Annotated in this window: 20 protein-coding genes and 1 pseudogene; 10 read left to right on the top strand and 11 right to left on the bottom strand. The window is 71.3% G+C overall.

The features are described 5' to 3' along the window. Positions 1 to 16: 16 nt before the first annotated feature. The 3 genes from ABZ848_RS44660 to ABZ848_RS44670 are packed head-to-tail and all read right to left on the bottom strand — an operon-like array spanning position 17 to position 1690. Complete coding sequence (locus ABZ848_RS44660; RefSeq protein WP_360841428.1) at positions 17 to 430, bottom strand: Rieske (2Fe-2S) protein; 414 nt, start codon at positions 428 to 430, stop codon at positions 17 to 19. After that, on the bottom strand, positions 427 to 1011 hold the full coding sequence (locus tag ABZ848_RS44665; protein ID WP_360841430.1) for a DUF6529 family protein: 585 nt from the start codon (positions 1009 to 1011) through the stop codon (positions 427 to 429). The genes ABZ848_RS44660 and ABZ848_RS44665 overlap by 4 nt, the downstream gene beginning before the upstream one ends. Before the next feature lie 22 nt (positions 1012 to 1033). Further along, positions 1034 to 1690, bottom strand: coding sequence for a hypothetical protein (locus ABZ848_RS44670; RefSeq protein ID WP_360841432.1), 657 nt, complete (start codon positions 1688 to 1690; stop codon positions 1034 to 1036). Between the two features lie 240 nt (positions 1691 to 1930). On the opposite strand from ABZ848_RS44670, the gene aroH reads away from it, so the two are divergent. The 5 genes from aroH to der all read left to right on the top strand — a co-directional run bounded on the left by aroH (position 1931) and on the right by der (position 6428). Next, positions 1931 to 2293 (top strand): chorismate mutase, encoded by a 363-nt coding sequence (gene aroH, locus ABZ848_RS44675; RefSeq protein ID WP_360841434.1) that lies wholly within the window; start codon positions 1931 to 1933, stop codon positions 2291 to 2293. Then, positions 2290 to 3384 (top strand): prephenate dehydrogenase, encoded by a 1095-nt coding sequence (locus ABZ848_RS44680; RefSeq protein WP_360841436.1) that lies wholly within the window; start codon positions 2290 to 2292, stop codon positions 3382 to 3384. Before aroH ends, ABZ848_RS44680 begins: the two co-directional genes overlap by 4 nt. Positions 3385 to 3517: 133 nt before the next feature. Further along, complete coding sequence (gene cmk / locus ABZ848_RS44685; RefSeq protein ID WP_360841438.1) at positions 3518 to 4204, top strand: (d)CMP kinase; 687 nt, start codon at positions 3518 to 3520, stop codon at positions 4202 to 4204. Then, positions 4162 to 4863: a lysophospholipid acyltransferase family protein gene (locus ABZ848_RS44690; protein WP_360841440.1), complete on the top strand. Its 702-nt coding sequence runs from the start codon at positions 4162 to 4164 to the stop codon at positions 4861 to 4863. Before cmk ends, ABZ848_RS44690 begins: the two co-directional genes overlap by 43 nt. Before the next feature lie 80 nt (positions 4864 to 4943). Then, a complete protein-coding gene (gene der / locus ABZ848_RS44695) occupies positions 4944 to 6428 on the top strand; it encodes a ribosome biogenesis GTPase Der (protein ID WP_360841442.1) in 1485 nt (494 codons plus the stop codon). 60 nt (positions 6429 to 6488) lie between these two features. Here the strand turns inward: der and ABZ848_RS44700 are convergent, their stop codons facing one another. Continuing rightward, on the bottom strand, positions 6489 to 6842 hold the full coding sequence (locus tag ABZ848_RS44700) for a hypothetical protein (protein ID WP_360841444.1): 354 nt from the start codon (positions 6840 to 6842) through the stop codon (positions 6489 to 6491). Between the two features lie 60 nt (positions 6843 to 6902). Further along, positions 6903 to 7685, bottom strand: a complete 783-nt coding sequence (locus ABZ848_RS44705) for a hypothetical protein (RefSeq protein WP_360841445.1) — start codon at positions 7683 to 7685, stop codon at positions 6903 to 6905. Positions 7686 to 8192: 507 nt separating this feature from the next. Between ABZ848_RS44705 and ABZ848_RS44710 the strand changes: the two genes are divergently transcribed. Then, a complete protein-coding gene (locus ABZ848_RS44710; protein WP_360841446.1) occupies positions 8193 to 8858 on the top strand; it encodes a transglycosylase family protein in 666 nt (221 codons plus the stop codon). 98 nt (positions 8859 to 8956) lie between these two features. On the opposite strand, the gene ABZ848_RS44715 is transcribed toward ABZ848_RS44710, so the two are convergent. Genes ABZ848_RS44715 through ABZ848_RS44725 form a run of 3 tightly spaced genes read right to left on the bottom strand, consistent with a single transcriptional unit; the run spans position 8957 to position 12923 of the window. Then, complete coding sequence (locus tag ABZ848_RS44715; RefSeq protein ID WP_360841448.1) at positions 8957 to 9667, bottom strand: ATP-binding cassette domain-containing protein; 711 nt, start codon at positions 9665 to 9667, stop codon at positions 8957 to 8959. Further along, on the bottom strand, positions 9664 to 12438 hold the full coding sequence (locus ABZ848_RS44720) for a branched-chain amino acid ABC transporter permease/ATP-binding protein (protein WP_360841450.1): 2775 nt from the start codon (positions 12436 to 12438) through the stop codon (positions 9664 to 9666). Before ABZ848_RS44720 ends, ABZ848_RS44715 begins: the two co-directional genes overlap by 4 nt. A gap of 8 nt (positions 12439 to 12446) precedes the next feature. Then, complete coding sequence (locus tag ABZ848_RS44725) at positions 12447 to 12923, bottom strand: hypothetical protein (protein ID WP_360841452.1); 477 nt, start codon at positions 12921 to 12923, stop codon at positions 12447 to 12449. Between the two features lie 120 nt (positions 12924 to 13043). On the opposite strand from ABZ848_RS44725, the gene ABZ848_RS44730 reads away from it, so the two are divergent. Together ABZ848_RS44730 and ABZ848_RS44735 are read left to right on the top strand one after the other, a co-directional pair. Then, positions 13044 to 13595: a hypothetical protein gene (locus ABZ848_RS44730; protein ID WP_360841454.1), complete on the top strand. Its 552-nt coding sequence runs from the start codon at positions 13044 to 13046 to the stop codon at positions 13593 to 13595. Beyond that, positions 13564 to 14862: an ABC transporter substrate-binding protein gene (locus ABZ848_RS44735; protein WP_360841456.1), complete on the top strand. Its 1299-nt coding sequence runs from the start codon at positions 13564 to 13566 to the stop codon at positions 14860 to 14862. Before ABZ848_RS44730 ends, ABZ848_RS44735 begins: the two co-directional genes overlap by 32 nt. Here ABZ848_RS44735 and ABZ848_RS44740 read toward each other — a convergent pair. Beyond that, the gene (locus tag ABZ848_RS44740; protein ID WP_360841458.1) at positions 14859 to 15989 is read right to left on the bottom strand and encodes an epoxide hydrolase family protein; all 1131 of its coding nucleotides are present in this window, start codon (positions 15987 to 15989) and stop codon (positions 14859 to 14861) included. The genes ABZ848_RS44735 and ABZ848_RS44740 overlap by 4 nt on opposite strands. A gap of 62 nt (positions 15990 to 16051) precedes the next feature. Here ABZ848_RS44740 and ABZ848_RS44745 point away from each other — a divergent pair, with 62 nt between their 5' ends. After that, positions 16052 to 17092 (top strand): YafY family protein, encoded by a 1041-nt coding sequence (locus ABZ848_RS44745; protein WP_360841460.1) that lies wholly within the window; start codon positions 16052 to 16054, stop codon positions 17090 to 17092. Here ABZ848_RS44745 and ctaD read toward each other — a convergent pair. Beyond that, positions 17022 to 18662, bottom strand: a pseudogene (ctaD, locus tag ABZ848_RS44750) (cytochrome c oxidase subunit I); the annotation flags it as partial. The gene ABZ848_RS44745 and the pseudogene ctaD overlap by 71 nt on opposite strands. Positions 18663 to 19033: 371 nt before the next feature. Between ctaD and ABZ848_RS44755 the strand changes: the two are divergent. Then, the gene (locus ABZ848_RS44755) at positions 19034 to 19249 is read left to right on the top strand and encodes an I78 family peptidase inhibitor (protein WP_360841461.1); all 216 of its coding nucleotides are present in this window, start codon (positions 19034 to 19036) and stop codon (positions 19247 to 19249) included. A 94-nt stretch (positions 19250 to 19343) separates the two neighbouring features. On the opposite strand, the gene ABZ848_RS44760 is transcribed toward ABZ848_RS44755, so the two are convergent. Beyond that, positions 19344 to 20360: a phosphatase PAP2 family protein gene (locus tag ABZ848_RS44760; RefSeq protein WP_360841463.1), complete on the bottom strand. Its 1017-nt coding sequence runs from the start codon at positions 20358 to 20360 to the stop codon at positions 19344 to 19346. Positions 20361 to 20424 lie beyond the last annotated feature (64 nt).

Here is a 20424-nt window from a genome sequence, read left to right on the forward strand (position 1 = left end):
GAGCGTACGCGGCACCTCACGCCAGGCTGATGGAATTTCCGTCCACCTTGATCTGCTTCTCGGCCAGCGGTTTCGCCGCCGGGCCCTTCGCCACGGAGCCGTCGGCCACCTTGAACTTGCTTCCGTGGCAAGGGCAGTTGATCGTGCCGTCGGCGACCGCGGACACCGTGCAGCCCTGGTGGGTGCAGACCGCCGTGAAGGCCTTGAACTCGTCCTTCTTCGGCTGGGTGACCACGACCTTCTCGTCCTTGAAGATCTTCCCGCCGCCGACCGGGATGTCCGCCGTCTTCGCCAGCTCCTGCCCGGCGGACGCCTGCACGGAGGAGGACCCCGAGTCGCCGTTGCTGTCGCCGTACTTGCTGCAGCCCGCCGCGAGCGCCGACGCGCCCGTCGCGAGGAGAACCGTGCGCCGCGTCGAGCGGTGGGTCATGTCGTCACTCCGAACGTACGGAAGAACCAGAGGGCCGAGGTCAGCCAGAGAAGGGTGAGAACGGTGAAGACGAGCCCGCCGACGAGCGGCAGCAGCCAGCCGGGCAGCCGCTGCGAGCGGAGCAGCAGCATCTTGGCACTGAAGGCACCGAAGAAGAAGCAACCCAGGGCGGAGTGCCACAAAACGCGTGTTTCGTACGTCTGGTAGCCCAGGGCGTACAGGCAGTGCACGGCGACCGGGACGGCCACCAGGAAGGCGATCCGGCCCGACCAGCGGTGCAGCGTGGACGCCCAGCGCGGGCCCGGCAGCTTGCCGTACACCATGAACGCGCTGACCAGCTGGACGAGCGCGAAGAAGAACGCGGTCGTCGCCAGCCACGACTTCACCGCGCCGGTACTGCTGAACCCGGCGATGTTGAAGGCGGTGCCGGCCGGGTCGTGGACCTTGCCGTAGACGCCGAGGGCGACCGCCACCGCGGCGGCGACCAGGGCCGGGACGAGATAGCGGGCCGGGCCCGGCGGACGCCGGGCCGGCTGCGATGGCGGGAAACTCTGCGTGGCGGCGTTCGGATCGACACTCATGTCGGCTCCCTGGTCAGAAGGGTCAAGGAGTTACGGGACGTGCCGTGAGCTGCTGTCCGTCGACCGTCACCGCGCCCGTGTCCGGGTCGATGGCGGGAGCGGCCGAGGGCTTCCCGTCGCGGGTGAGGATGCCGACCTGCTTGCCGTTCGGCAGGATGATCCAGCCGCCCTCGATCCGGGCGCCGGCCACCTGGCTGTTCGCCCGGTACAGCCCGGACGGCTTGTTGGCCTTGTCGATGGTGAAGGTGTAGTGCCCGCCGCCGACGTCGGCCGAGCCGCCGAGCCGCTTGCCCTTCACCGTGCCGGTCAGCTTCGCGCCGTCGGCGCCGGTGAGCCGCATGCTGCCGTCGTCCTCGACGTCGCCCTTCAGCCAGGACTCGATGTTGTGGCCGTCGCAGAAGTACGCGATGGCCTTGCCGCCCTTGAGCGAGACGGCGACCGCGGAGGAGTCGTCGTCGGTCCGGCCGGTGTACACGCCGGTCGGCGCCGGCGTCCGTGACGGCGACGGGCTCGGCGGCGCGGTGGTCTTCGTCGGTGCCGGTGACGACTTCGGCGTCGGCGACTCCTCCTGGTACGAGGACGAGGCGGTCTTCGTCCCCGTGGTCGCGTTCAACGACAGCATGAACAGGCCGAGCAGCAGTCCCGCGAGCAAGGTCAGCAGCGGTCCAGGACGCTTCATGTGAGGGCCTCCCCCGAGGCGAGTTTCCTGCCATCAGAGCGGACCGGCGGCCCCGGCGTAAAGAGGCGCACAGGGGCGACCCTCCCCAAGTAGCGAAATTGGGGCGATTCGGTGACATTGGCAAGATCTCGGCGGCATGTCTCGCGGCATGTCTCAGCGGGCGGGCGGCCCGCACCCGCCCGCCCGTCGCTGACTACGCTGGACAGGCGAAGAGCCGATCCGTGAGCAAGGAGCAGAGCCGTGGCGGTACGAGCGGTCCGGGGAGCCGTCCAACTGGAACGGGACGAGGCCGGACACATGGACGAGCAGGTCGGTGCCCTGCTCACCGCCGTCCTGGAGCGGAACGAGCTGACCGCCGACGACCTGATCAGCATCTGGTTCACGGCCACGCCCGACCTGCACAGCGACTTCCCGGCGGCCGCCGCCCGCAAGCTCGGCATCGTCGACGTACCGCTGATCTGCGCCCAGGAGCTGGACATCGAGGGCGCCATGCCCCGGGTCGTGCGGATCCTCGCGCACATCGAGTCCGACAAGCCCCGCGCCGACATCGCGCACGTCTACCTCGGCGCCGCCGGCGCCCTGCGCAAGGACATCGCCCAGTGAGAACCGCACTCGTCATCGGCACCGGCCTCATCGGTACGTCCGCCGCGCTCGCCCTCTCCCAGCGGGGCGTCGTCGTCCACCTCACCGACCACGACCCGGAGCAGGCCCGTACGGCGGCCGCGCTGGGCGCGGGCACCGACGAGGCGCCCGAGGGCCCGGTCGACCTCGTGATCGTCGCCGCCCCGCCCGCGCACGTGGCCTCGGTTCTCGCCGACGCCATGCGCCGGGGCCTGGCCCGCGGCTACATCGACGTGGCCAGCGTCAAGGGTGGCCCCCGCCGCGAGCTGGAGGCCCTCGGCCTCGACCTGACCGTGATGTCGAGGTACATCGGCACGCACCCCATGTCCGGCCGTGAGAAGTCCGGCCCGCTGGCCGCGACCGGCGACCTCTTCGAGGGACGCCCCTGGGTGCTCACCCCGACCCGGGACACCGACACCGAGGTCCTGAACCTCGCCCTGGAGCTGGTCTCGCACTGCCGCGCCGTGCCGGTCGTAATGGACGCCGACGCCCACGACCGCGCCGTCGCCCTGGTCTCCCACATGCCCCACCTGGTCTCCAGCATGGTCGCCGCCCGTCTGGAGAACGCCGAGGAGGCGGCCGTACGACTGTGCGGTCAGGGCATCCGGGACGTGACCCGGATCGCCGCCTCCGACCCCCGGATGTGGATCGACATCCTCTCCGCGAACCCCGGGCCGGTCGCCGACCTGCTCTCCGACGTCGCCGCCGACCTGGAGGAGACCGTCGAGGCGCTGCGGTCGCTGCAGTCCTCCGACGAGGCCAAGCGGGGCGAGGGCGTCGCCGGGATCGAGGACGTGCTGCGGCGCGGGAACGCCGGGCAGGTCCGGGTGCCGGGCAAGCACGGCTCCGCACCGCGGGTGTACGAGGCCGTGACCGTCCTGATCAGCGACGAGCCGGGCCAGCTGGCCCGCATCTTCGCGGACGCCGGCCGGGCCGGGGTCAACATCGAGGACGTACGCATCGAGCACGCGACCGGGCAGCAGGCGGGTCTGATCCAGCTGATGGTGGAGCCGCAGACGGCGCCGGTGCTCAGTGCGGCGCTGCGGGAGCGGGGCTGGTCCATCCGGCAGTGATCCCGCGATCCATCCCGTGGTGATCGTCCCGATCATCCGCCTGTAAGAGGGGACCCGTGGGGCCGGTAACCTTGTGCGGGGCGCTTTCGCGCCCACCCACCCTCGCCACACCGCACCAGGAAGGTGTCCCCACGTGGAAAACGGCGCCGCCCAGTCCGTGATCGTCGCCATCGACGGTCCCTCCGGCACGGGCAAGTCGAGCACGTCGAAGGCCGTGGCCGCGCAGCTCGGCCTGAGCTACCTGGACACCGGTGCCCAGTACCGGGCGATCACCTGGTGGATGGTGGCCAACGGCATCGACATCGAGGACCCGTCCGCGATCGCCGCCGTGGCCGGCAAGCCGGAGATCGTCTCCGGCACCGACCCGGAGAACCCGACGATCACGGTCGACGGCACCGACGTGGCCGCCCCGATCCGCACCCAGGAGGTCACCTCCAAGGTCAGCGCGGTCAGCGCCGTACCGGAGGTGCGGGCCCGGATCACCGAGCTGCAGCGCTCCATCGCCGCCGCGGCGGAGGCCGGGATCGTCGTCGAGGGGCGGGACATCGGTACGACCGTGCTGCCCGACGCCGATCTGAAGATCTTCCTCACCGCCTCGCCGGAGGCGCGGGCCGCCCGCCGCAGCGGGGAGCTGAAGGGCGCCGACGTCAACGCCACCCGCGAGGCGCTGATCAAGCGGGACGCGGCCGACTCCTCCCGCAAGACCTCGCCGCTCGCCAAGGCGGACGACGCGGTCGAGGTGGACACCACGGAGCTCACCCTCGCGCAGGTCATCGAGTGCGTCGTCACGCTCGTCGAGGAGAAGCGGGCCGGGAAGTGACCGAGGCCACTTCAGCGAAGCCCGCGTCCGAGCGGGGAGCCGAGGTCGGGCGGCGCATCGGCGTCGGCCTGATGTACGGGCTGTGGAGACCGCGCGTGCTGGGCGCCTGGAAGGTGCCCGCGACCGGTCCGGTGATCTTCGCCGTCAACCACTCCCACAACATCGACGGTCCGATGGTCATGGGCGTGGCGCCCCGGCCGACGCACTTCCTGATCAAGAAGGAAGCGTTCATCGGCCCGCTCGACCCCTTCCTGACCGGCATCGGCCAGCTGAAGGTGGACCGCTCGGTCGCCGACCGCGGGGCGATCACCCGGGCGCTGGACGTCCTGGCGGCCGGCGGGGTCCTCGGCATCTTCCCGGAGGGCACCCGCGGCGAGGGCGACTTCGCGTCCCTGCGCGCCGGGCTCGCGTACTTCGCCGTCCGCAGCGGAGCGGCGGTCGTCCCGGTCGCCGTCCTGGGAAGTTCCGGGCGCGGCGGACGGTTGATAAAGGGGCTGCCCCCGCTGCGCAGCCGTATCGACGTCGTCTTCGGCGACCCCTTCGAAGCGGGCGACGGAAGCGGCCGCCGCACGCGCAAGGCCCTCGACGAGGCGACCGAGCGCATCCAGAAGCAGCTCACCAGCCACCTGGAAAACGCCAGGCGCCTCACCGGGCGCTAGGCGACACTGAGTAGTGGATCAACCGGCGGAAACCGGGTGTTCCACCGACCACCACGAATGAACGACGAGGTACGGACTTCATGAACGACCACATCCACTCCGAGGGCTCGGGCGAGGAGCACGACCACGGAGCGCTTGGCGATGCCGAGTACGCGGAGTTCATGGAGCTCGCCGCGGAAGAGGGCTTCGACCTCGAGGACGTCGAGGGTGCGATCGAGGCGGCCGGTCATGGGCCGCTGCCCGTGCTCGCCGTCGTCGGGCGGCCGAACGTCGGCAAGTCGACCCTCGTCAACCGGATCATCGGGCGCCGCGAGGCCGTCGTCGAGGACAAGCCCGGCGTCACCCGCGACCGCGTGACCTACGAGGCCGAGTGGGCGGGCCGCCGCTTCAAGGTCGTCGACACCGGCGGCTGGGAGCAGGACGTCCTCGGCATCGACGCCTCCGTGGCCGCCCAGGCCGAGTACGCCATCGAGGCCGCCGACGCCGTCGTCTTCGTGGTCGACGCCAAGGTCGGCGCGACCGACACCGACGAGGCCGTCGTACGACTGCTGCGCAAGGCCGGGAAGCCGGTCGTGCTGGCCGCCAACAAGGTGGACGGGCCGAGCGGCGAGGCCGACGCGGCCTATCTGTGGTCCCTCGGGCTCGGCGAGCCGCACCCCGTCTCGGCCCTGCACGGCCGGGGCACCGGCGACATGCTGGACGCCGTCCTGGAGGCCCTGCCGGAGGCCCCCGAGCAGACCTTCGGCGGCGCCGGGGTCGGCGGGCCGCGCCGTATCGCGCTCATCGGGCGGCCGAACGTCGGCAAGTCCTCCCTCCTGAACAAGGTGGCGAACGAGGAGCGCGTCGTCGTCAACGAGATGGCGGGCACCACCCGCGACCCGGTCGACGAGCTGATCGAACTCGGCGGCGTCACCTGGAAGTTCGTCGACACCGCCGGTATCCGCAAGCGTGTCCACCTCCAGCAGGGCGCCGACTACTACGCCTCCCTGCGCACCGCGGCCGCCGTCGAGAAGGCCGAGGTCGCGGTCATCCTGATCGACGCCTCCGAGTCCATCTCGGTGCAGGACCAGCGGATCGTGACGATGGCCGTCGAGGCCGGGCGCGCGATGGTCATCGCCTACAACAAGTGGGACACCCTCGACGAGGAGCGCCGCTACTACCTGGAGCGGGAGATCGAGACCGAGTTCGGCCAGGTGGCGTGGGCGCCGCGGGTCAACGTCTCGGCGCGCACCGGCCGCCACATGGAGAAGCTGGTCCCGGCGATCGAGACCGCACTGGCGGGCTGGGAGACCCGGGTCCCGACGGGCCGGCTGAACGCCTTCCTCGGCGAGCTGGTCGCCGCCCACCCGCACCCGATCCGCGGCGGCAAGCAGCCCCGCATCCTCTTCGGCACCCAGGCCGGCACCAAGCCCCCGCGGTTCGTGCTCTTCGCCTCCGGCTTCATCGAGGCGGGCTACCGGCGCTTCATCGAGCGCCGGCTGCGCGAGGAGTTCGGCTTCGAGGGGACGCCGATCCACATCTCCGTGCGGGTGCGCGAGAAGCGCGGCGGCAACAAGAAGAAGTAGTCCAACGAGCAAGAGGGCGGCCCCCGTTCGGGGCCGCCCTCTTGCGACGTCCGGGACGTCTCAGACACTTCTGCGTGGGCCGGGTGGCAGGGCCGCCGGCACATGGTGCATGCCCGACGGCTGCGGCCCGATGTGCCCGATCCGCTGCCACTGCGACTGCTGCCGGGCGCTGTAGGCCCCCGCGCTGTACGCGCTGTACGAGCTGCTGAACGACCCCGGCCGGTGGCCGCCGTGAGCCCCCGTACTGTGCGGAATGCTCCCGAAGGCGGTGAAGCCCAGCTCCTCCTCGCCGCTGCGGTCGCCCGGCAGCGTACGGAAGGACTTGACGTACTCGGCGTAGAGCGCGTCGTAGATCGGCGTGGCCGATGGCCCACTCTGGAAGGAGGGGCGGAGGGGAACGTCGTATGCGTGCACGTATGTCCAAACGACCCTGAACCTGAAGAGATGCGGCTCCGGCGCTCCCCGTTACCTTCCTCAGGTGCCGGCCAGCGGCATGGCCGAGGCGACCAACTTGCCGTTCGCGGCGGCCTTGTCCAGTGCGTCCCGCAGCAGGTCCTCGCGCGGCTGGCGGCCGATGGAGCCGACCGGCGCCGCGAACATCAGCACCTGCTGGTGCTTGTTGGCGGCGGCCCGCCAGCTCTCGGTGACCTGGAGCGGCTGGTGTGCCTGCCACCAGGCGACCGGCTGCCCGCCGTTGGCGTTCGGCTGTAGCACCGCGTGCAGTTGGCCGACGGCGAGCAGCACCGACCAGCCGTGCAGCACCGGCGGCACCTCGGTGATCTCCGTCAGCGGCATGAACCCCTGCTCGATCAGCAGCGGCAGGAAGTCGTCGCCGATGCCCGTCGTGCCGGGGCGGACGATCGGGCCGGTCGGCTCGACCACCAGTGCCGGGTGCAACTCCCCGGCGATCAGGACCAGTCCGCTGGTCACGCCGAGCACCGCCTGCTCCGGTACGACCTTGTCGGGGTCGAGGTCGACGGTGTCGCCGGAGATGGACCGCACCGCCCCCTGGAGCTGCTCCTCGGTGACCTGGACGACCTGCGAGGGCAGGCAGGTGGCGTGGGCGAAGGCCAGGACGGCGGTCTCGTCGCCGATGAACAGGACGGTGCTGGTGCGCTCCTGTTCGGAGTCGCCCGGGGTGCGGCAGGACGTGCAGTCGTAGCTGCCGGGGGCGTTCTCTCCGGCGAGCAGCCGGTCGGCCTCTTCGTCGCCGATCTCGGCGCGTACCTCGTCGCTGACGTCGAGCATGCGCGGCACGGGTGGCTCCCCTCGGGAAGTGTGAACCGGGCGGGTCCCGGGCTCATGAAGAAGACAACGGGCGATCTGTGGCGAGAGTCACGCTCCAGGGCGAACGGAATCAATCCATCCAGCCCGCACCGTCACCACGGGTCCGGAATTCGTCACTCACCGTCAAGTGCTTGGAAATGCAAGAGAGTTGGTTGCGTGAAGTGAGTCACAGTCAGATAAGGGCGGTGGTCGAAATATCGGGAAATCGCGGAATGAAGTGGGTGGCCGGAAATCTCCGCTACCACCGGTAACAGTCAACTGGCCTGCCGCGACGGCCCGTTGGTTGTCCTCGACCCCACCGCTCCCTAGATTCCTCGGCCGTGTGCAACGAGCACCGCTCGGGAACGTCCGCCGGCACCGCACCAAGCCAGCAAGCAGCAAGACCTCCGGCGGACGGGGCGGAGCGCGAGGACCGCGCAGAGGCGTGGGAGACGCGCCCCGCTCTGGGGGACCCCGGGTTGTTCGAGAGGGAACTTCATGTCCGAATGTGCCGATACCAACCGCAGTGACGCCCGTGACGACAGCGCTCGCAAGACGCAGAATCGTACGACGGCGGTCCTCGCCGGGGCCGCGCTGCTCGCCGCCCCGCTCGGACTGCTCGCCGCGACCGGCAATGCCGTGGCGGCGGACGGCGGGGTGTGGGACCGCATCGCCCAGTGCGAGAGCGGCGGCAACTGGCACATCAACACCGGAAACGGCTACTACGGCGGGCTTCAGTTCTCCGCCGGCACCTGGCGCGCGTACGGCGGTTCGGCCTACGCGCCGACCGCCGACAAGGCCTCCAGGGAAGCGCAGATCGCGGTAGCCACCAAGGTCCAGCGCGCACAGGGGTGGGGCGCCTGGCCGACCTGTTCGGCGCGGGCCGGAGCCTACGGCAGCGCACCCGCGGCCTCCACCGGCGGCTCGACGACCACCAAGTCGGCCAAGTCGGCCCCGGCGAAGAAGCCCGGGAAGGTGACGCGCTCGACGGGCCACACCAACCGCGGTGCCTCCCGCGGCGACTACACCGTCCGCGCGGGCGACACCCTCAGCAAGATCGCCGCCCGGCACGGGACCACCTGGCAGAAGCTGTACGCCGCCAACAAGGCCGTCATCGGCGGTGATCCCGACCTGATCGTGCCCGGGCAGCAGCTCGAGATCTGAGCCGCGGCCTCATCCGGGCAGGGGCCCCGTCCGGTCGTCCGACCGGGTGGGGCCCTCGGCGCACCCACCGGACCGGCTGAACCCGGGCACGCTGCTGGTCATCCCGGGCGGTTCGGCGCGCGCCCGGGAGCCGCGCCGGGCCCCCGCGGTGTTCGGGCCGCCGTTTCCCGCCGTGCCGGCTCGCCCGCCTCTCCGCTGAACACGACGGCGCCGCGCCGCAGTTCGTGCACGAAGACGGGCGTACGGCCGTGCAGGCCCGGCGGCAGCCGCTGCTCGGCGACGATCACGCACGCGTCGAGCTCGCCGAGCAGCTCGTACGTGCGGGCCGCGACCGCCGGTGACATGCCCTGGGCCGGTTCGTCGACGAGCACCACGCGCGCGCGTGCCAGCAGGGCGCGGGAGAGGGCGAGCATGCGCTGCTCGCCGCCGGAGAGGGTGCCGGCGCGGCGCGGGAGGAGGGGCTTGAGCTGGGGGTAGGCCTGGAGTGCGAAGTCGTACTCCTGGGCGGCCAGTTCGAGGTTCTCGTGGACGGTGAGCGAGCCGAACACCGCCTGCCGCTCGGGGACCAGGCACAGGCCGCGGCGGGCTCGTTCGTATGCGGGCATACGGCTCACATCCGCGCCGTCCCAGACCACCGCGCCGCCGGAGAGGGGCACGGTGCCGGCGAGGGCGCGCAGGGCGGTCGTACGGCCGGAGCCGTTTCGGCCCAGCAGGACGGTGAGGCCCTTGGCGGGGGCGGCGATCGTGACGCCGTGCAGGGCCTCCAGGGGGCCGTAGCGCACGCGCGCGTGGCGCAGGGAGATGCTCATGTGGCGGGCTCTTTTGCGCCGAGGGTGTCCAGTACGTGGTCCGGTGGGCCGGAGGCGATGATGCGGCCGGCCGTCATGACGTGGACGACGTCCGCGAGGTCGGCGACCAGGTCGAGGTCGTGTTCGACGACGAGGAGGGCGGTGCCGTCGGCCGCGAGGGCGCGTAGGACGCGGGCCATCGCCGTGACTTCGGCGTTGTCGAGGCCGGCTGCGGGTTCGTCGAGGAGGAGGACTCGGGGAGTGCCTGCGAGGGCTCTTGCCAGTTCCACTCGGCGGAGGGTGCCGGTGGGGAGGGCGGCGGCGGGGGCGGAGCGTACGGGGCCGTCCAGGCCGAAGAGGCGGAGGGTTCGTTCTATGGCTGCCGGGTCGGGGATGTGGCCCTGTTCCGCGCCTACTTGGACGTTCTCGGCGACTGTGAGGGTGGGGAAGACGGCCAGTTGCTGGAAGGTGCGGGCGATGCCGAGGCGGGTGCGGGCGTGGGCGGGGAGGTGGGTGATGTCCTGTTCGCCGTAGTGGATGTGGCCGGATGAGGGGCGGAGGGTGCCGGCCAGGCAGTGGAAGAGGGTGCTTTTGCCTGCGCCGTTGGGGCCGACGATGGCGGTGACCTGGGAGGGGTGGACGGTGAGGTCGACTCCGGCGAGGGCGGTGAAGCCGTCGTAGCGGGCGTGGAGGTTGTGGGCGGTCAGCACGGGCCGGCCTTCGGCCGGATCTGATTTCCCACCCGCACCGCCCGTGCGGCTATCGCGGTCGGGTGCGGGTGGCCCTGGTGGGGGTGGGGCGCCGCCGGCGGCTGCGGGTCGTTCGCGGGCGGCTTCGGCAGGCCCTGCGGGTGCGAGTCGCTTGGTGGCGGCTTCCGCGGGTCCTGCGGGTGCGGGCTGTTTGGCGGCTTTCGCGAGTCCCGCGGCCGCGGACGTGTCTGCCGTGCGCAGTCTCGTCCGTACCCGGGTGCCCGTTTCCGTCAGGTGCGTCCGCCTCCGCAGGCGCAAGCGCGTCGCCGCCGTGCGCAACGCCTCGTACGGGCCCCCGGGGAAGCGGCCCACCAGTACCGCCAGTACGCCGATCAGGGCCGCCGCCACCCCGCCCCTCGCGCCCGCGTCCAGGCCGACCAGCAGCGCTGCCGCCAACAACGCGCCCAGTGTGCTGTCCGCGCCCAGGACCACCACCGCGGCGAACCACAGGAGGCTGCGTACGGGGTCGTAGGCGGACGGGTCGAAGGCTCGTGTGCCCATGGAGAGCATGCCGCCGCCCAGGGCGGCCAGTGCGGCGCCCGCTACGAAGGCCAGGAGTTTGAGGGAGGGGACGCGGACGCCTGCCGCCGACGCTCCCGACTCGTCGTCCCGCATCGCGGCCAGCGCGCGGCCCGTGCGGCCCCGGCGCAGGGCCCGGGTCGCCAGCAACGCCGTTGTCAGGAGGGCCAGTTCGAGGGCGTAGTACGCGCGATCTCCGGCGAAGCCGGCGGGGCGGTCCAGGGTCAGGCCCGACGTGGCGTACGGCTGGGCGAAGACGAAGCGGTTCACTCCGACGCCCACCGCGAACGTCGCGAGCGCCAGGGCGAGGCCACGGCGGCTGATCGCCGGCCAGCCGGTGAGGAGGCCCAGGGGGGCCACCAGGATCACCGACAGGGCCAGGGCCGCGAGCTCCGGGAGACGGGGGAGGCCGGGGAAGCGGCCTGCCGACAGCAGGGCCGTGAACAGGGCGCCCAGGCCCGCGTACGCCGCCTGGCCCAGGGAGATCTGGCCGCCCCTGCCCGTGACCACGACCAGGGAGAGCAGGACCACTCCCAGCGCCGGGACCTGGACCGACGTGTGGAGGTCCGAGCCCGCGAAGCCCAGCGGGAGGAGGAACAGGACCACCGCCACTATCCAGGCGCCCGGTGGTGTCGGCACCCGTGCCGTCGCCGTGCGGGGCAGGGCGTCGCGGGTACCGATGCGGGGGAGCGCCAGCGCCGTCAGCAGCAGGGCCACCACGAAGAGGTTGGCGCCCACCGCCTGCAGCAACGGCTCGGCCCAGCCCGACGGATGCAGTCGCGTCAGCTGGCTCTGGCCGACCCCGATGGCCAGGGCCACGAACACGGCGATGGGCAGGTTGCGCATACGGGCCGCCACCGCGACCGCGACCACCTCCATGACCAGCAGCGGGAGGCCGTACGGGTCCAGGCGTACGTACGGTGCGAGGAGCACGCCCGTCAGGCCCGCCGTGAACGAGCCGAACGCCCAGCCCGCCGCCGCCACCCGGTCCGCGTCGATCCCGCCGAGGACGGCCAGCCCCCGGTCGTCCACCACGGCCCGCAGCTCCCGCCCGAACCGCGTCCAGCGGATGACCGCGCCCACTCCGACGGCAAGGACGAGAACGACGGCCAGCTGGCCCCAGGGGTCGTCCGAGACCAGCTCCGGCGCGTCGTCCCGGGCGCCCTGGCCCCAGAGGAGCGCAGCTCCGCCGACCAGGAGTACGAAGACCCCGATCGAGGCCACCAGGGTCTGCGCCGGGTCGCTGCCCAGAACGGCCAGGGGGCGGAAGACGAACCGCTCCAGTGCCACGCCGATCGCCGGGGCCAGGAACACGAGCGTGACCGTCGCCGCGAGCCACACGGGCCAGCCCCACTCGACCACGCACTGCCGCAGCACGTACGCGCACACCATGGCGATCGCGCCGTGCGCGAAGTTGAGCACGCCGGTCGCGCGGTACGTCACGATCAGGCCGATACCGGTGAGCGCGGCGGCGCTGCCGACCGAGAGGCCGGCGAGGGTGAGGTCGTACGTGAGGGAGGACATCGGGGACGTCAGCCGGTTTCCTCGGCGGGGTCGCAGATGGGGCACGGGCCCAGTTCGCCGCTCGTCAGCAGCTTGGCGTCGACCGGGACCGCCTCCACCTTCCCGGCGACCAGCGGGCAGTCCGCGCGGTGCCACAGGGTGCCGCCCGGCACCATCAGCAGGTCCCGGCTGACCGCGAGGGGGATCGCGGCCGCCTGCCCGGACTCGTCGGCGTCGGCGGGCTCCTCGGCGACCAGGAGGCCGTACAACTCCTCCACGCGGGCGGCGGCGAGGGCGCCCCGGCCGTGGCCCAGCAGGACCGCGCCGGCGACGATCAGGGCCGCGCCCGGGATGGTGCAGGAGGCCAGGTAGGGGAGCTGCCGCTCGGCGTAGCGCTCGCCGGAGACGCCGTACCAGCCGATGACGCAGAGCACCGCGCCCGCGGCGAGCGCGGCCCATCCGGCCCACAGGACGGGGTGCACGGTCCGCAGTCGGCCTGTCCGCATCTTTGGCTCCGTCCGTTCACACACGTCGTGTGTCTGTCCATGTCAGCCAATGGCTTGCACTATGCCTTCTGGAAGCTGACCCTGAAAGCACCGGGCGCACGTTGCCCGGACCGACACCCGGTGGTGAGCCAATTGGTTCTCGGGAGCGACCTCAGGCGGGGGACGGCTGGACGGGGTGCGGTGGTCGTCGCCGCCCTTGTCGTCGCCCTTGTGGCGTGCAGCGACGACAGCGGTGGAGGGAGTTCCAGTGCGCCGCCCACGCCGACCGTGGAGAAGCCCACGACCAGCGCGCCGGCCACCGCGCCCGCCGATCCGGCCGCGGCCGAGCAGGAGGTCACGGAGAACTGGCAGAAGTTCTTCGATCCGAAGACGTCCCTCGCCGAGAAGCAGAAGGTGCTGGAGAACGGCGACAAGATGGCGCCCGTGCTGAAGGCCTTCAGCGGGGACAAGCGGGGCGGCCAGGTGCAGGCCAAGGTGCAGAAGATCGAGTTCACCTCGCCGACCCAGGCGACCGTCACGTACGCGCTGACCCTGAACGGCGCCACCGCCCTGCCGAACGCCTCCGGGACCTCCGTCGAGCAGGACGGCACCTGGAAGGTGTCCGTCAACACGCTGTGCGCGCTGGTCCAGCTGAGCGGCGATGCGTCCGGCTCGCCCGCACCGGGCTGCTGAGGCCGCCGCCGCGGTGCTGCTGCTCGCGCTGGGCACGGCCTGCGGCAGCCGCCTGCCGGAGAGCGACTTCGAGCACGGCGACCGGACGGGCGAGCCGGCGCAGAGCAGCGGCACGCCCATCCCCGTCGGCATCGTCACCAGCGCCACCAGCCCGGTCGGCGGCAACACCTTCACCGGCCCGCGCGACGGCGCCAAGGCCTACTTCGACCGGCTCAACGCGCGCGGCGGCATCGACGGCCGGCCCGTCGAGGTGCACGAGTGCGACGACGGCGGCAGCGGCGTCGGCGACAACACCTGCGTGCGCAAGCTGATCGACGAGGACAAGGTGGTCGCCCTGGTCGCGACCACCGCCCTCGACTACGCCGGCGCCTCCCGCGTCTCCGACGCGCGCGTGCCCGACATCGGCGGCCAGCCCATCGGCGCCGCCTACGACACCTGGCCGCACCTGTACGGCATCTACGGCAGCCTCGCGCCCAGGAACGGCAAGCCCGGCTGGGACGGCAAGCTGTACGGCGGCACGGAGGTCTACCGCTACTTCAAGCGCGAGCAGGGCGCCCGTACGGCCGCCGTCGTCTCGTACAACCAGGCCTCCTCGGCCGCCTACGCGCGCCTCGTCGAGCAGGGGCTGAAGGCCGAGGGCTACAAGGTCGTCACCGAGCAGGTCGACTTCGCGCTGCCCAACTTCCGTGCCGCCGCGGCCGACCTGAAGGAGCAGGGCGCCGACCTGGTCTTCGACGCCATCGACACACACGGCAACGCCCAGCTGTGCAAGGCGATGGACGAGGTCGGCGCGAAGGTCATCGCCAAGGTGACGAACGTACAGAACTGGACCTCCACCGTCCCCGAGGACTACAAGGACGCGCCGCGCTGCCGCAACGCCCTCTGGGCGACCGGCTCCAGCCGGAACTTCGACGACACGGGCGACGCGGCCGTACGGGAGTTCCGGGACGCCACGAAGGGCCTGAAGGCGCATTCCCAGTGGCAGTTGGAGGGCTGGGCGGCGGCGATGTGGTTCACGGACGCCGCCAGGTCCTGTGCGAAGAGCGGCGTCACGCGCGCGTGCGTCGACGGCTTCATGAACCGCAGCGAGAACTACACCGCCGACGGCCTCCTGGTTCCCGTCGTCTTCCAGCGGCTGCCCGAGCCACCGAAGACACGCAGGACGTGTCTGTCGGTGGCCCGTTGGCAGGACGGGAAGGGCTGGGTGTCCCAGGGGGACATGAACGCCACCTGCTTCGACGTGCCGCAGCTGGGTTACGAGCCCTAGAGCGACCCGAAGAACTCCCTCACGTCGGCGACCAGCAGCTCCGGGACCTCCAGCGCCGCGAAGTGGCCGCCGCGCTCGAACTCCGTCCAGCGGGCGATGGTGTTGGCCTGCTCGGCCCAGCGGCGGATCGCCACGTCCTCGCCGAAGTTCGCGACGGCCGTGGGCACCCCGGAGTCGGTGGTGGGGAACCAGTCGGGCACATGGGCGTTCTCGTAGTACATGCGGGCCGCCGAACCCGCTGTGCCGGTCAGCCAGTACAGCATCACGTTGGTCAGGAGCGTGTCCCGGTCGACGGCGTCCTCGGGCAGCGCGGCCGAGGAGTGCGTCCACGCCTGGAACTTCTCCATGATCCAGGCGAGTTGGCCGACGAGGGAGTCGGTCAGGGCGTAGGCGAGGGTCTGCGGGCGGGTCGACTGCAGGACGTTGTAGCCGAAGCCGTCGGTCGTGAACTCGGCGATCTTCCCCAGACTCCGCAGCTCCCGCTCGTCGAGCCCCGCCTTCGCCTCCTCGTCGACCGGGCCGAGCGGGATGAAGCCGACCGACGCCGCGTTCACATGGACGCCGACGACCGCCTCGGGGGCGACCCGGGCCAGCGCGGGCGAGACCAGCGCGCCCACGTCGCCGCCCTGGGCGCCGTAACGCTCGTATCCGAGCCTGCGCATCAGCTCCGCCCACGCGCGGGCGACCCGCGAGACGTTCCAGCCCTTCTCGTGCGTCGGCCCGGAGAAGCCGAAGCCGGGGAGGGACGGGACCACCAGGTGGAAGTCCTCGCTCAGCGGGCCCAGCACGGACAGGAACTCCACCACCGAGCCCGGCCAGCCGTGCGTCAGGATCAGCGGGAGGGCGTCCGGGCGAGGGGAGCGGACGTGCAGGAAGTGCACCCGGGCGCCGTCGATCTCGGTCGTGTACTGCGGGATCTCGTTCAGGGCGGCCTCGTGCTTGCGCCAGTCGTAGCCGCTGCGCCAGTACGCCGCCAAGTCGCGGAGATACGGGAGGGAGGCGCCGTAGTCCCAGCCGGCGTCCGGGAGTTCGTCGGGCCAGCGGGTGAGGTCGAGGCGGGTGTGCAGGTCGTCGAGCTGGGCCTGCGGGATGTCGATCCGGAAGCCGTGCACGCTGTTGTCTGCCATGAAGCCAAGGTAGGAAGGCTTGCGGACAGCCGCTGTCCGCAATGGCTGGCAGACTCGGAATCATGTTGGAGACCTCGGCACGACTCCTGCGCCTGCTCTCGCTCCTCCAGGCCCATCGCGAATGGTCCGGCGCCGACCTCGCCGAACGCCTCGGCGTCACGCCGCGCACGGTCCGCCGGGACGTGGACCGGCTGCGCGAGCTGGGCTATCCCGTCAACGCCAGCCCCGGCACGGGCGGGGGCTATCAGCTGGGCGCCGGTGCCGAGCTTCCGCCGCTGCTCCTCGACGACGACGAGGCGGTCGCCGTCGCCGTCGGCCTGCGCACCGCCGCCGGACAGGGCATCGAGGGCATCGGCGAGACCTCCGTACGGGCCCTCGCCAAGCTGGAGCAGGTGCTGCCGAGCCGGCTGCGCCGCCGCGTCGGCGCCCTCAACGCCTTCACCGTGCCGATGCTGCGCGGCCCGCGACCGGATGCCGTCGACCCGGCCGTCCTCACCGAACTCGCCAACCTCTGCCGGGACTCCGAACGCCTGCGCTTCGAGTACAGCGATCACGGCGGCGCGCCGAGCCGTCGTACCGTCGAACCGCACCGTCTGGTCTGCACCGAGCGCCGCTGGTACCTGGTCGCCTGGGACCTGGACCGCGACGACTGGCGCACGTTCCGCGTGGACCGCATCACCCCGAAGCCGCCGCACGGCCCGCGCTTCGCCCCGCGCACCCCGCCCGCCGAGGACCTCGCCGCGTACGTCTCGAACGGCGTCTCCACGCGCGCGTACGCCACCCACGCCGTCGTCCGGCTGCTCGTGCCGGTCGAGGAGGCCGCCGAGCGGATCTCGCCGAGCGCCGGGCAGCTGGAGCCGGATGGGCCCGACGCCTGTCTGCTGCGCACCGGGGCGGCGAGCCTCGACGTGATGGTCATCCATGTGGTGCTGGCGGGCTTCGAGTTCGAGGTGCTGGAGCCGGACGGGCTGACCGGGGCGATCAGGACGGTCCGGGACCGGCTGTCTCGCGCTCTGGAGCGGGGGTCTCCTGAAGCGCCCCGTACTCGGGATGGTGCAGGTCGAACGCCGGGGACTCGGAGCGGATCCTCGGCAGCGACGTGAAGTTGTGCCGCGGGGGCGGGCAGGAGGTCGCCCACTCCAGGGAGCGGCCGTAGCCCCAGGGGTCGTCGGCCTCGACCTTCTCGCCGTACTTGGCGGTCTTCCAGACGTTGTAGAGGAACGGCAGCGTCGACATGCCGAGCAGGAACGCGCCGATGGTCGAGACGGTGTTCAGGGCCGTGAAGCCGTCCGCGGCGAGGTAGTCGGCGTACCGGCGCGGCATGCCCTCGGCGCCCAGCCAGTGCTGCACCAGGAACGTGGTGTGGAAGCCGACGAACAGCGTCCAGAACTGGATCTTCCCGAGCCGCTCGTCGAGCATCTTCCCGGTGAACTTGGGCCACCAGAAGTAGAAGCCGCCGAAGATCGCGAAGACGACCGTGCCGAAGACGACGTAATGGAAGTGCGCGACCACGAAGTACGTGTCCGAGACGTGGAAGTCCAGCGGCGGCGAGGCCAGGATCACCCCGGTCAGACCGCCGAACAGGAACGTCACCAGGAAGCCCGTCGCCCACAGCATCGGCGTCTCGAAGGACAGCGAGCCCTTGAGCATGGTCCCGGTCCAGTTGAAGAACTTCACGCCCGTCGGGACCGCGATCAGGAAGCTCATGAAGGAGAAGTACGGCAGCAACACGGCACCCGTGACGAACATGTGGTGGGCCCACACCACCACCGAGAGACCGGTGATGGACATCGTCGCGCCGACCAGCGTCAGATAGCCGAAGATCGGCTTGCGGCTGAAGACCGGGATGATCTCCGTGATGATCCCGAAGAACGGCAGCGCGATGATGTACACCTCGGGATGCCCGAAGAACCAGAACAGGTGCTGCCACAAGATCGCCCCGCCGTTCGCCGGCTCGAACACCTGCGAGCCGAACCGCCGGTCGGCCTCCAGGACCAGCAGCGCGGCGGCCAGCACCGGGAACGCCAGCAGGATCAGGATCGACGTGAACAGCGTGTTCCAGGTGAAGATCGGCATCCGGAACATCGTCATCCCGGGGCAGCGCATCCCGATGATCGTGGTGATGAAGTTGACCGCGCCGAGGATCGTCCCGAAGCCCGCCAGCGCCAGCCCCATGATCCACAGGTCGGGTCCGACGCCCGGCGAGTGCACCGGGCTGTTGAGCGGCGCGTAGGCGAACCAGCCGAAGGCGGCGGGCCCGCCGGGCACCAGCAGCGAGCCCAGCACGATCAGACCGCCGAACAGGAAGAACCAGTACGACAGCATGTTCAGGCGGGGGAAGGCGACGTCCGGCGAGCCGATCTGCAGCGGCATCAGCTCGTTGGCGAAACCCGCGAAGCTCGGGGTGGCGAACAGCAGCAGCATGATCGTGCCGTGCATCGTGAACAGCTGGTTGAACTGGTTGTTGTCCACGATCTGCAGCCCCGGCCGGGCGAGTTCGGCCCGCATCAGCAGCGCCATCACCCCGCCCGCCAGGAAGAACAGGAACGACGTGATCAGGTAGAGGTGCCCGATCTTCTTGTGGTCCGTGGTGGTCAGCCAGTCCACGATCAGCCGGCCGTGCCGCCTGCTCCGTACGGGTCGCGCCACTGTCTGCATGGTCTCGGTCCCCATCACGTCATGATGCTCGCGCCGCCGCGCGCACCGACAGGGTGCGTGCGGAGGTTCTGTGCTCGAACCGTGTATTTCTCATGCGGCGTCAGCTCCCGCGGACCCGCCCGGAATCGGGCCGGAAAGCATTCCCGGCGGCACCCGGACGCGGTTCTCCCGGCACTTTCCGACGGGGTATTCGACAAGCGGTCACGACACGCGGGAATTGCGTTCGAAAGCGTGCGTAAGGGCTACTCGACCGCTCGTCCGTGTGACACAGCGCGGTCGAAACCCGTGTCGTGATCCTGTGACAGAAGCGTGACCGGAGAGGGACGAGCGACCCGTGGGGACGGCTCGGACTTCCCCGCCCGAGGGGCAGCGCCTAGCGTGGCCGTATGGCACCGATTCCCACTCCGCAGGCGGAGCCCCAGGACAGTCCGGAGTCGTACGTCGGCCTCGACGCGACCGGCGCCGAGCGCCGCGCCCGTGAGCGCGGCTGGACCACGGTGCGCTCGCTGCCGCCGGGGGCGATCATCACGATGGAGTACCGCAGCGGCCGCCTGAACTTCGAGGTGAAGGACGGCCGTGTGGTACGGGCCTGGAAGGGCTGATCCGTGACGAAGGCCCCGGATTCCCGCGAGGGAACCGGGGCCTTCGTCGTGCGGGGGTTGGCTGTGCGTACCGGACCCCGCTGCTTCGTGAGCGTCAGCCGCCCGTGAGGGGGCGGGCCGCCGAGGCCGGGGTGCCGCGTGGCACCCGGTCCGAGTGAGGTGGTCTTCGGCTGCCGACGGGCGTGACCGGAGTGCGCTCCGAGCGGGTCAGGTGCGGGCCGGGAGCCAGGTAGGCCGGCGCTCTGGGGGCGCGGGCCGCGGGCTCGTGCGGCGCGGCCTCGTCCTGGGCGGACGGGCGCGGCTTGAGCAGCACCGGTGCGCCGACCGCCGGGGAGGCCGGTGCGGTGGCGCCGCCACGGGCGCGCCAGCGGTCGCGGAGGTCGAAGATCCCGACCTCGGCGCGGGCGATCAGCGGCTCGCACCAGGGCAGGGCGAGCAGCACCAGCAGGCCGGCGGCCCAGCCGAGGAGCACGTCGCTCAGCCAGTGCGTACCGAGGTAGACGGTGGCCATCCCGACGCCGAGCGCGGTCACCGCGGAGACCGCGGACAGCCAGCGGCGGGCTCTCGGGGTGGAGGCGAGGTAGGCCAGGATTCCCCAGGTCACGACGGCGTTGGCGGTGTGGCCGCTGGGAAATATATCGCCGCCCAGACCCATCTCGTTCGAGCCGATGGTGGTCGCGTAGTGGGGGCCGAGGCGGCCCATGCCGATCTTGGCGGCGCCGACCGTGATGTTCAGCAGCAGCAGCGAGGCGCCCAGGGTGAGCATCGGGCGCAGGGTGTGCTGCCGCCAGGAGCGCCAGCCCAGCCAGGCCGCGACCATCACCGCGGTGGGGCCGCGCTGGCCGAGGACCACGTAGTAGTCGACGAACCAGTGGATGCCCTGCCACTGCTGGTACGGGCGGAAGAACATGACCTGCCAGTCCAGGCGGACCAGCCACGAGGTGGTCACCACGGCCCAGACGATCGCCAGGTAGAACGCCAGGGTTCCGGTCAGCAGCGCCACCCGGTGCCGGCTCATCCTCGGCACATCGATGTGGGCCGGCCGTTCCGGCTCCCTGTCGAGTCTGGCGAACACCCGGTCCAGACGGGTGAGCTTTCGTTCGGTACGCACCCAATCGACGTTACAGCGAGTGAGCTCAGTTCTCGGTCGATACAGCGGCTTTGTGATGACGCCG

Origin of the sequence: Streptomyces sp. NPDC047081 (assembly GCF_040643775.1) — a bacterium.
In the GTDB taxonomy this organism is placed as follows: Bacteria; Actinomycetota; Actinomycetes; order Streptomycetales; family Streptomycetaceae; genus Streptomyces.

Excerpts from the sequence above, each read along its gene's own strand:
- ABZ848_RS44720 (WP_360841450.1), bottom strand. The coding sequence starts at position 12,438 with ATGTCCTCCCTCACGTACGACCTCACCCTCGCCGGCCTCTCGGTCGGC.
- ABZ848_RS44725 (WP_360841452.1), bottom strand. The coding sequence starts at position 12,923 with ATGCGGACAGGCCGACTGCGGACCGTGCACCCCGTCCTGTGGGCCGGA.
- ABZ848_RS44665 (WP_360841430.1), bottom strand. The coding sequence starts at position 1,011 with ATGAGTGTCGATCCGAACGCCGCCACGCAGAGTTTCCCGCCATCGCAG.
- der (WP_360841442.1), top strand. The coding sequence starts at position 4,944 with ATGAACGACCACATCCACTCCGAGGGCTCGGGCGAGGAGCACGACCAC.
- ABZ848_RS44740 (WP_360841458.1), bottom strand. The coding sequence starts at position 15,989 with ATGGCAGACAACAGCGTGCACGGCTTCCGGATCGACATCCCGCAGGCC.
- ABZ848_RS44755 (WP_360841461.1), top strand. The coding sequence starts at position 19,034 with ATGGCACCGATTCCCACTCCGCAGGCGGAGCCCCAGGACAGTCCGGAG.
- ABZ848_RS44735 (WP_360841456.1), top strand. The coding sequence starts at position 13,564 with ATGCGTCCGGCTCGCCCGCACCGGGCTGCTGAGGCCGCCGCCGCGGTG.
- ABZ848_RS44660 (WP_360841428.1), bottom strand. The coding sequence starts at position 430 with ATGACCCACCGCTCGACGCGGCGCACGGTTCTCCTCGCGACGGGCGCG.
- ABZ848_RS44710 (WP_360841446.1), top strand. The coding sequence starts at position 8,193 with ATGTCCGAATGTGCCGATACCAACCGCAGTGACGCCCGTGACGACAGC.
- ABZ848_RS44745 (WP_360841460.1), top strand. The coding sequence starts at position 16,052 with ATGTTGGAGACCTCGGCACGACTCCTGCGCCTGCTCTCGCTCCTCCAG.
- ABZ848_RS44670 (WP_360841432.1), bottom strand. The coding sequence starts at position 1,690 with ATGAAGCGTCCTGGACCGCTGCTGACCTTGCTCGCGGGACTGCTGCTC.
- ABZ848_RS44715 (WP_360841448.1), bottom strand. The coding sequence starts at position 9,667 with ATGAGCATCTCCCTGCGCCACGCGCGCGTGCGCTACGGCCCCCTGGAG.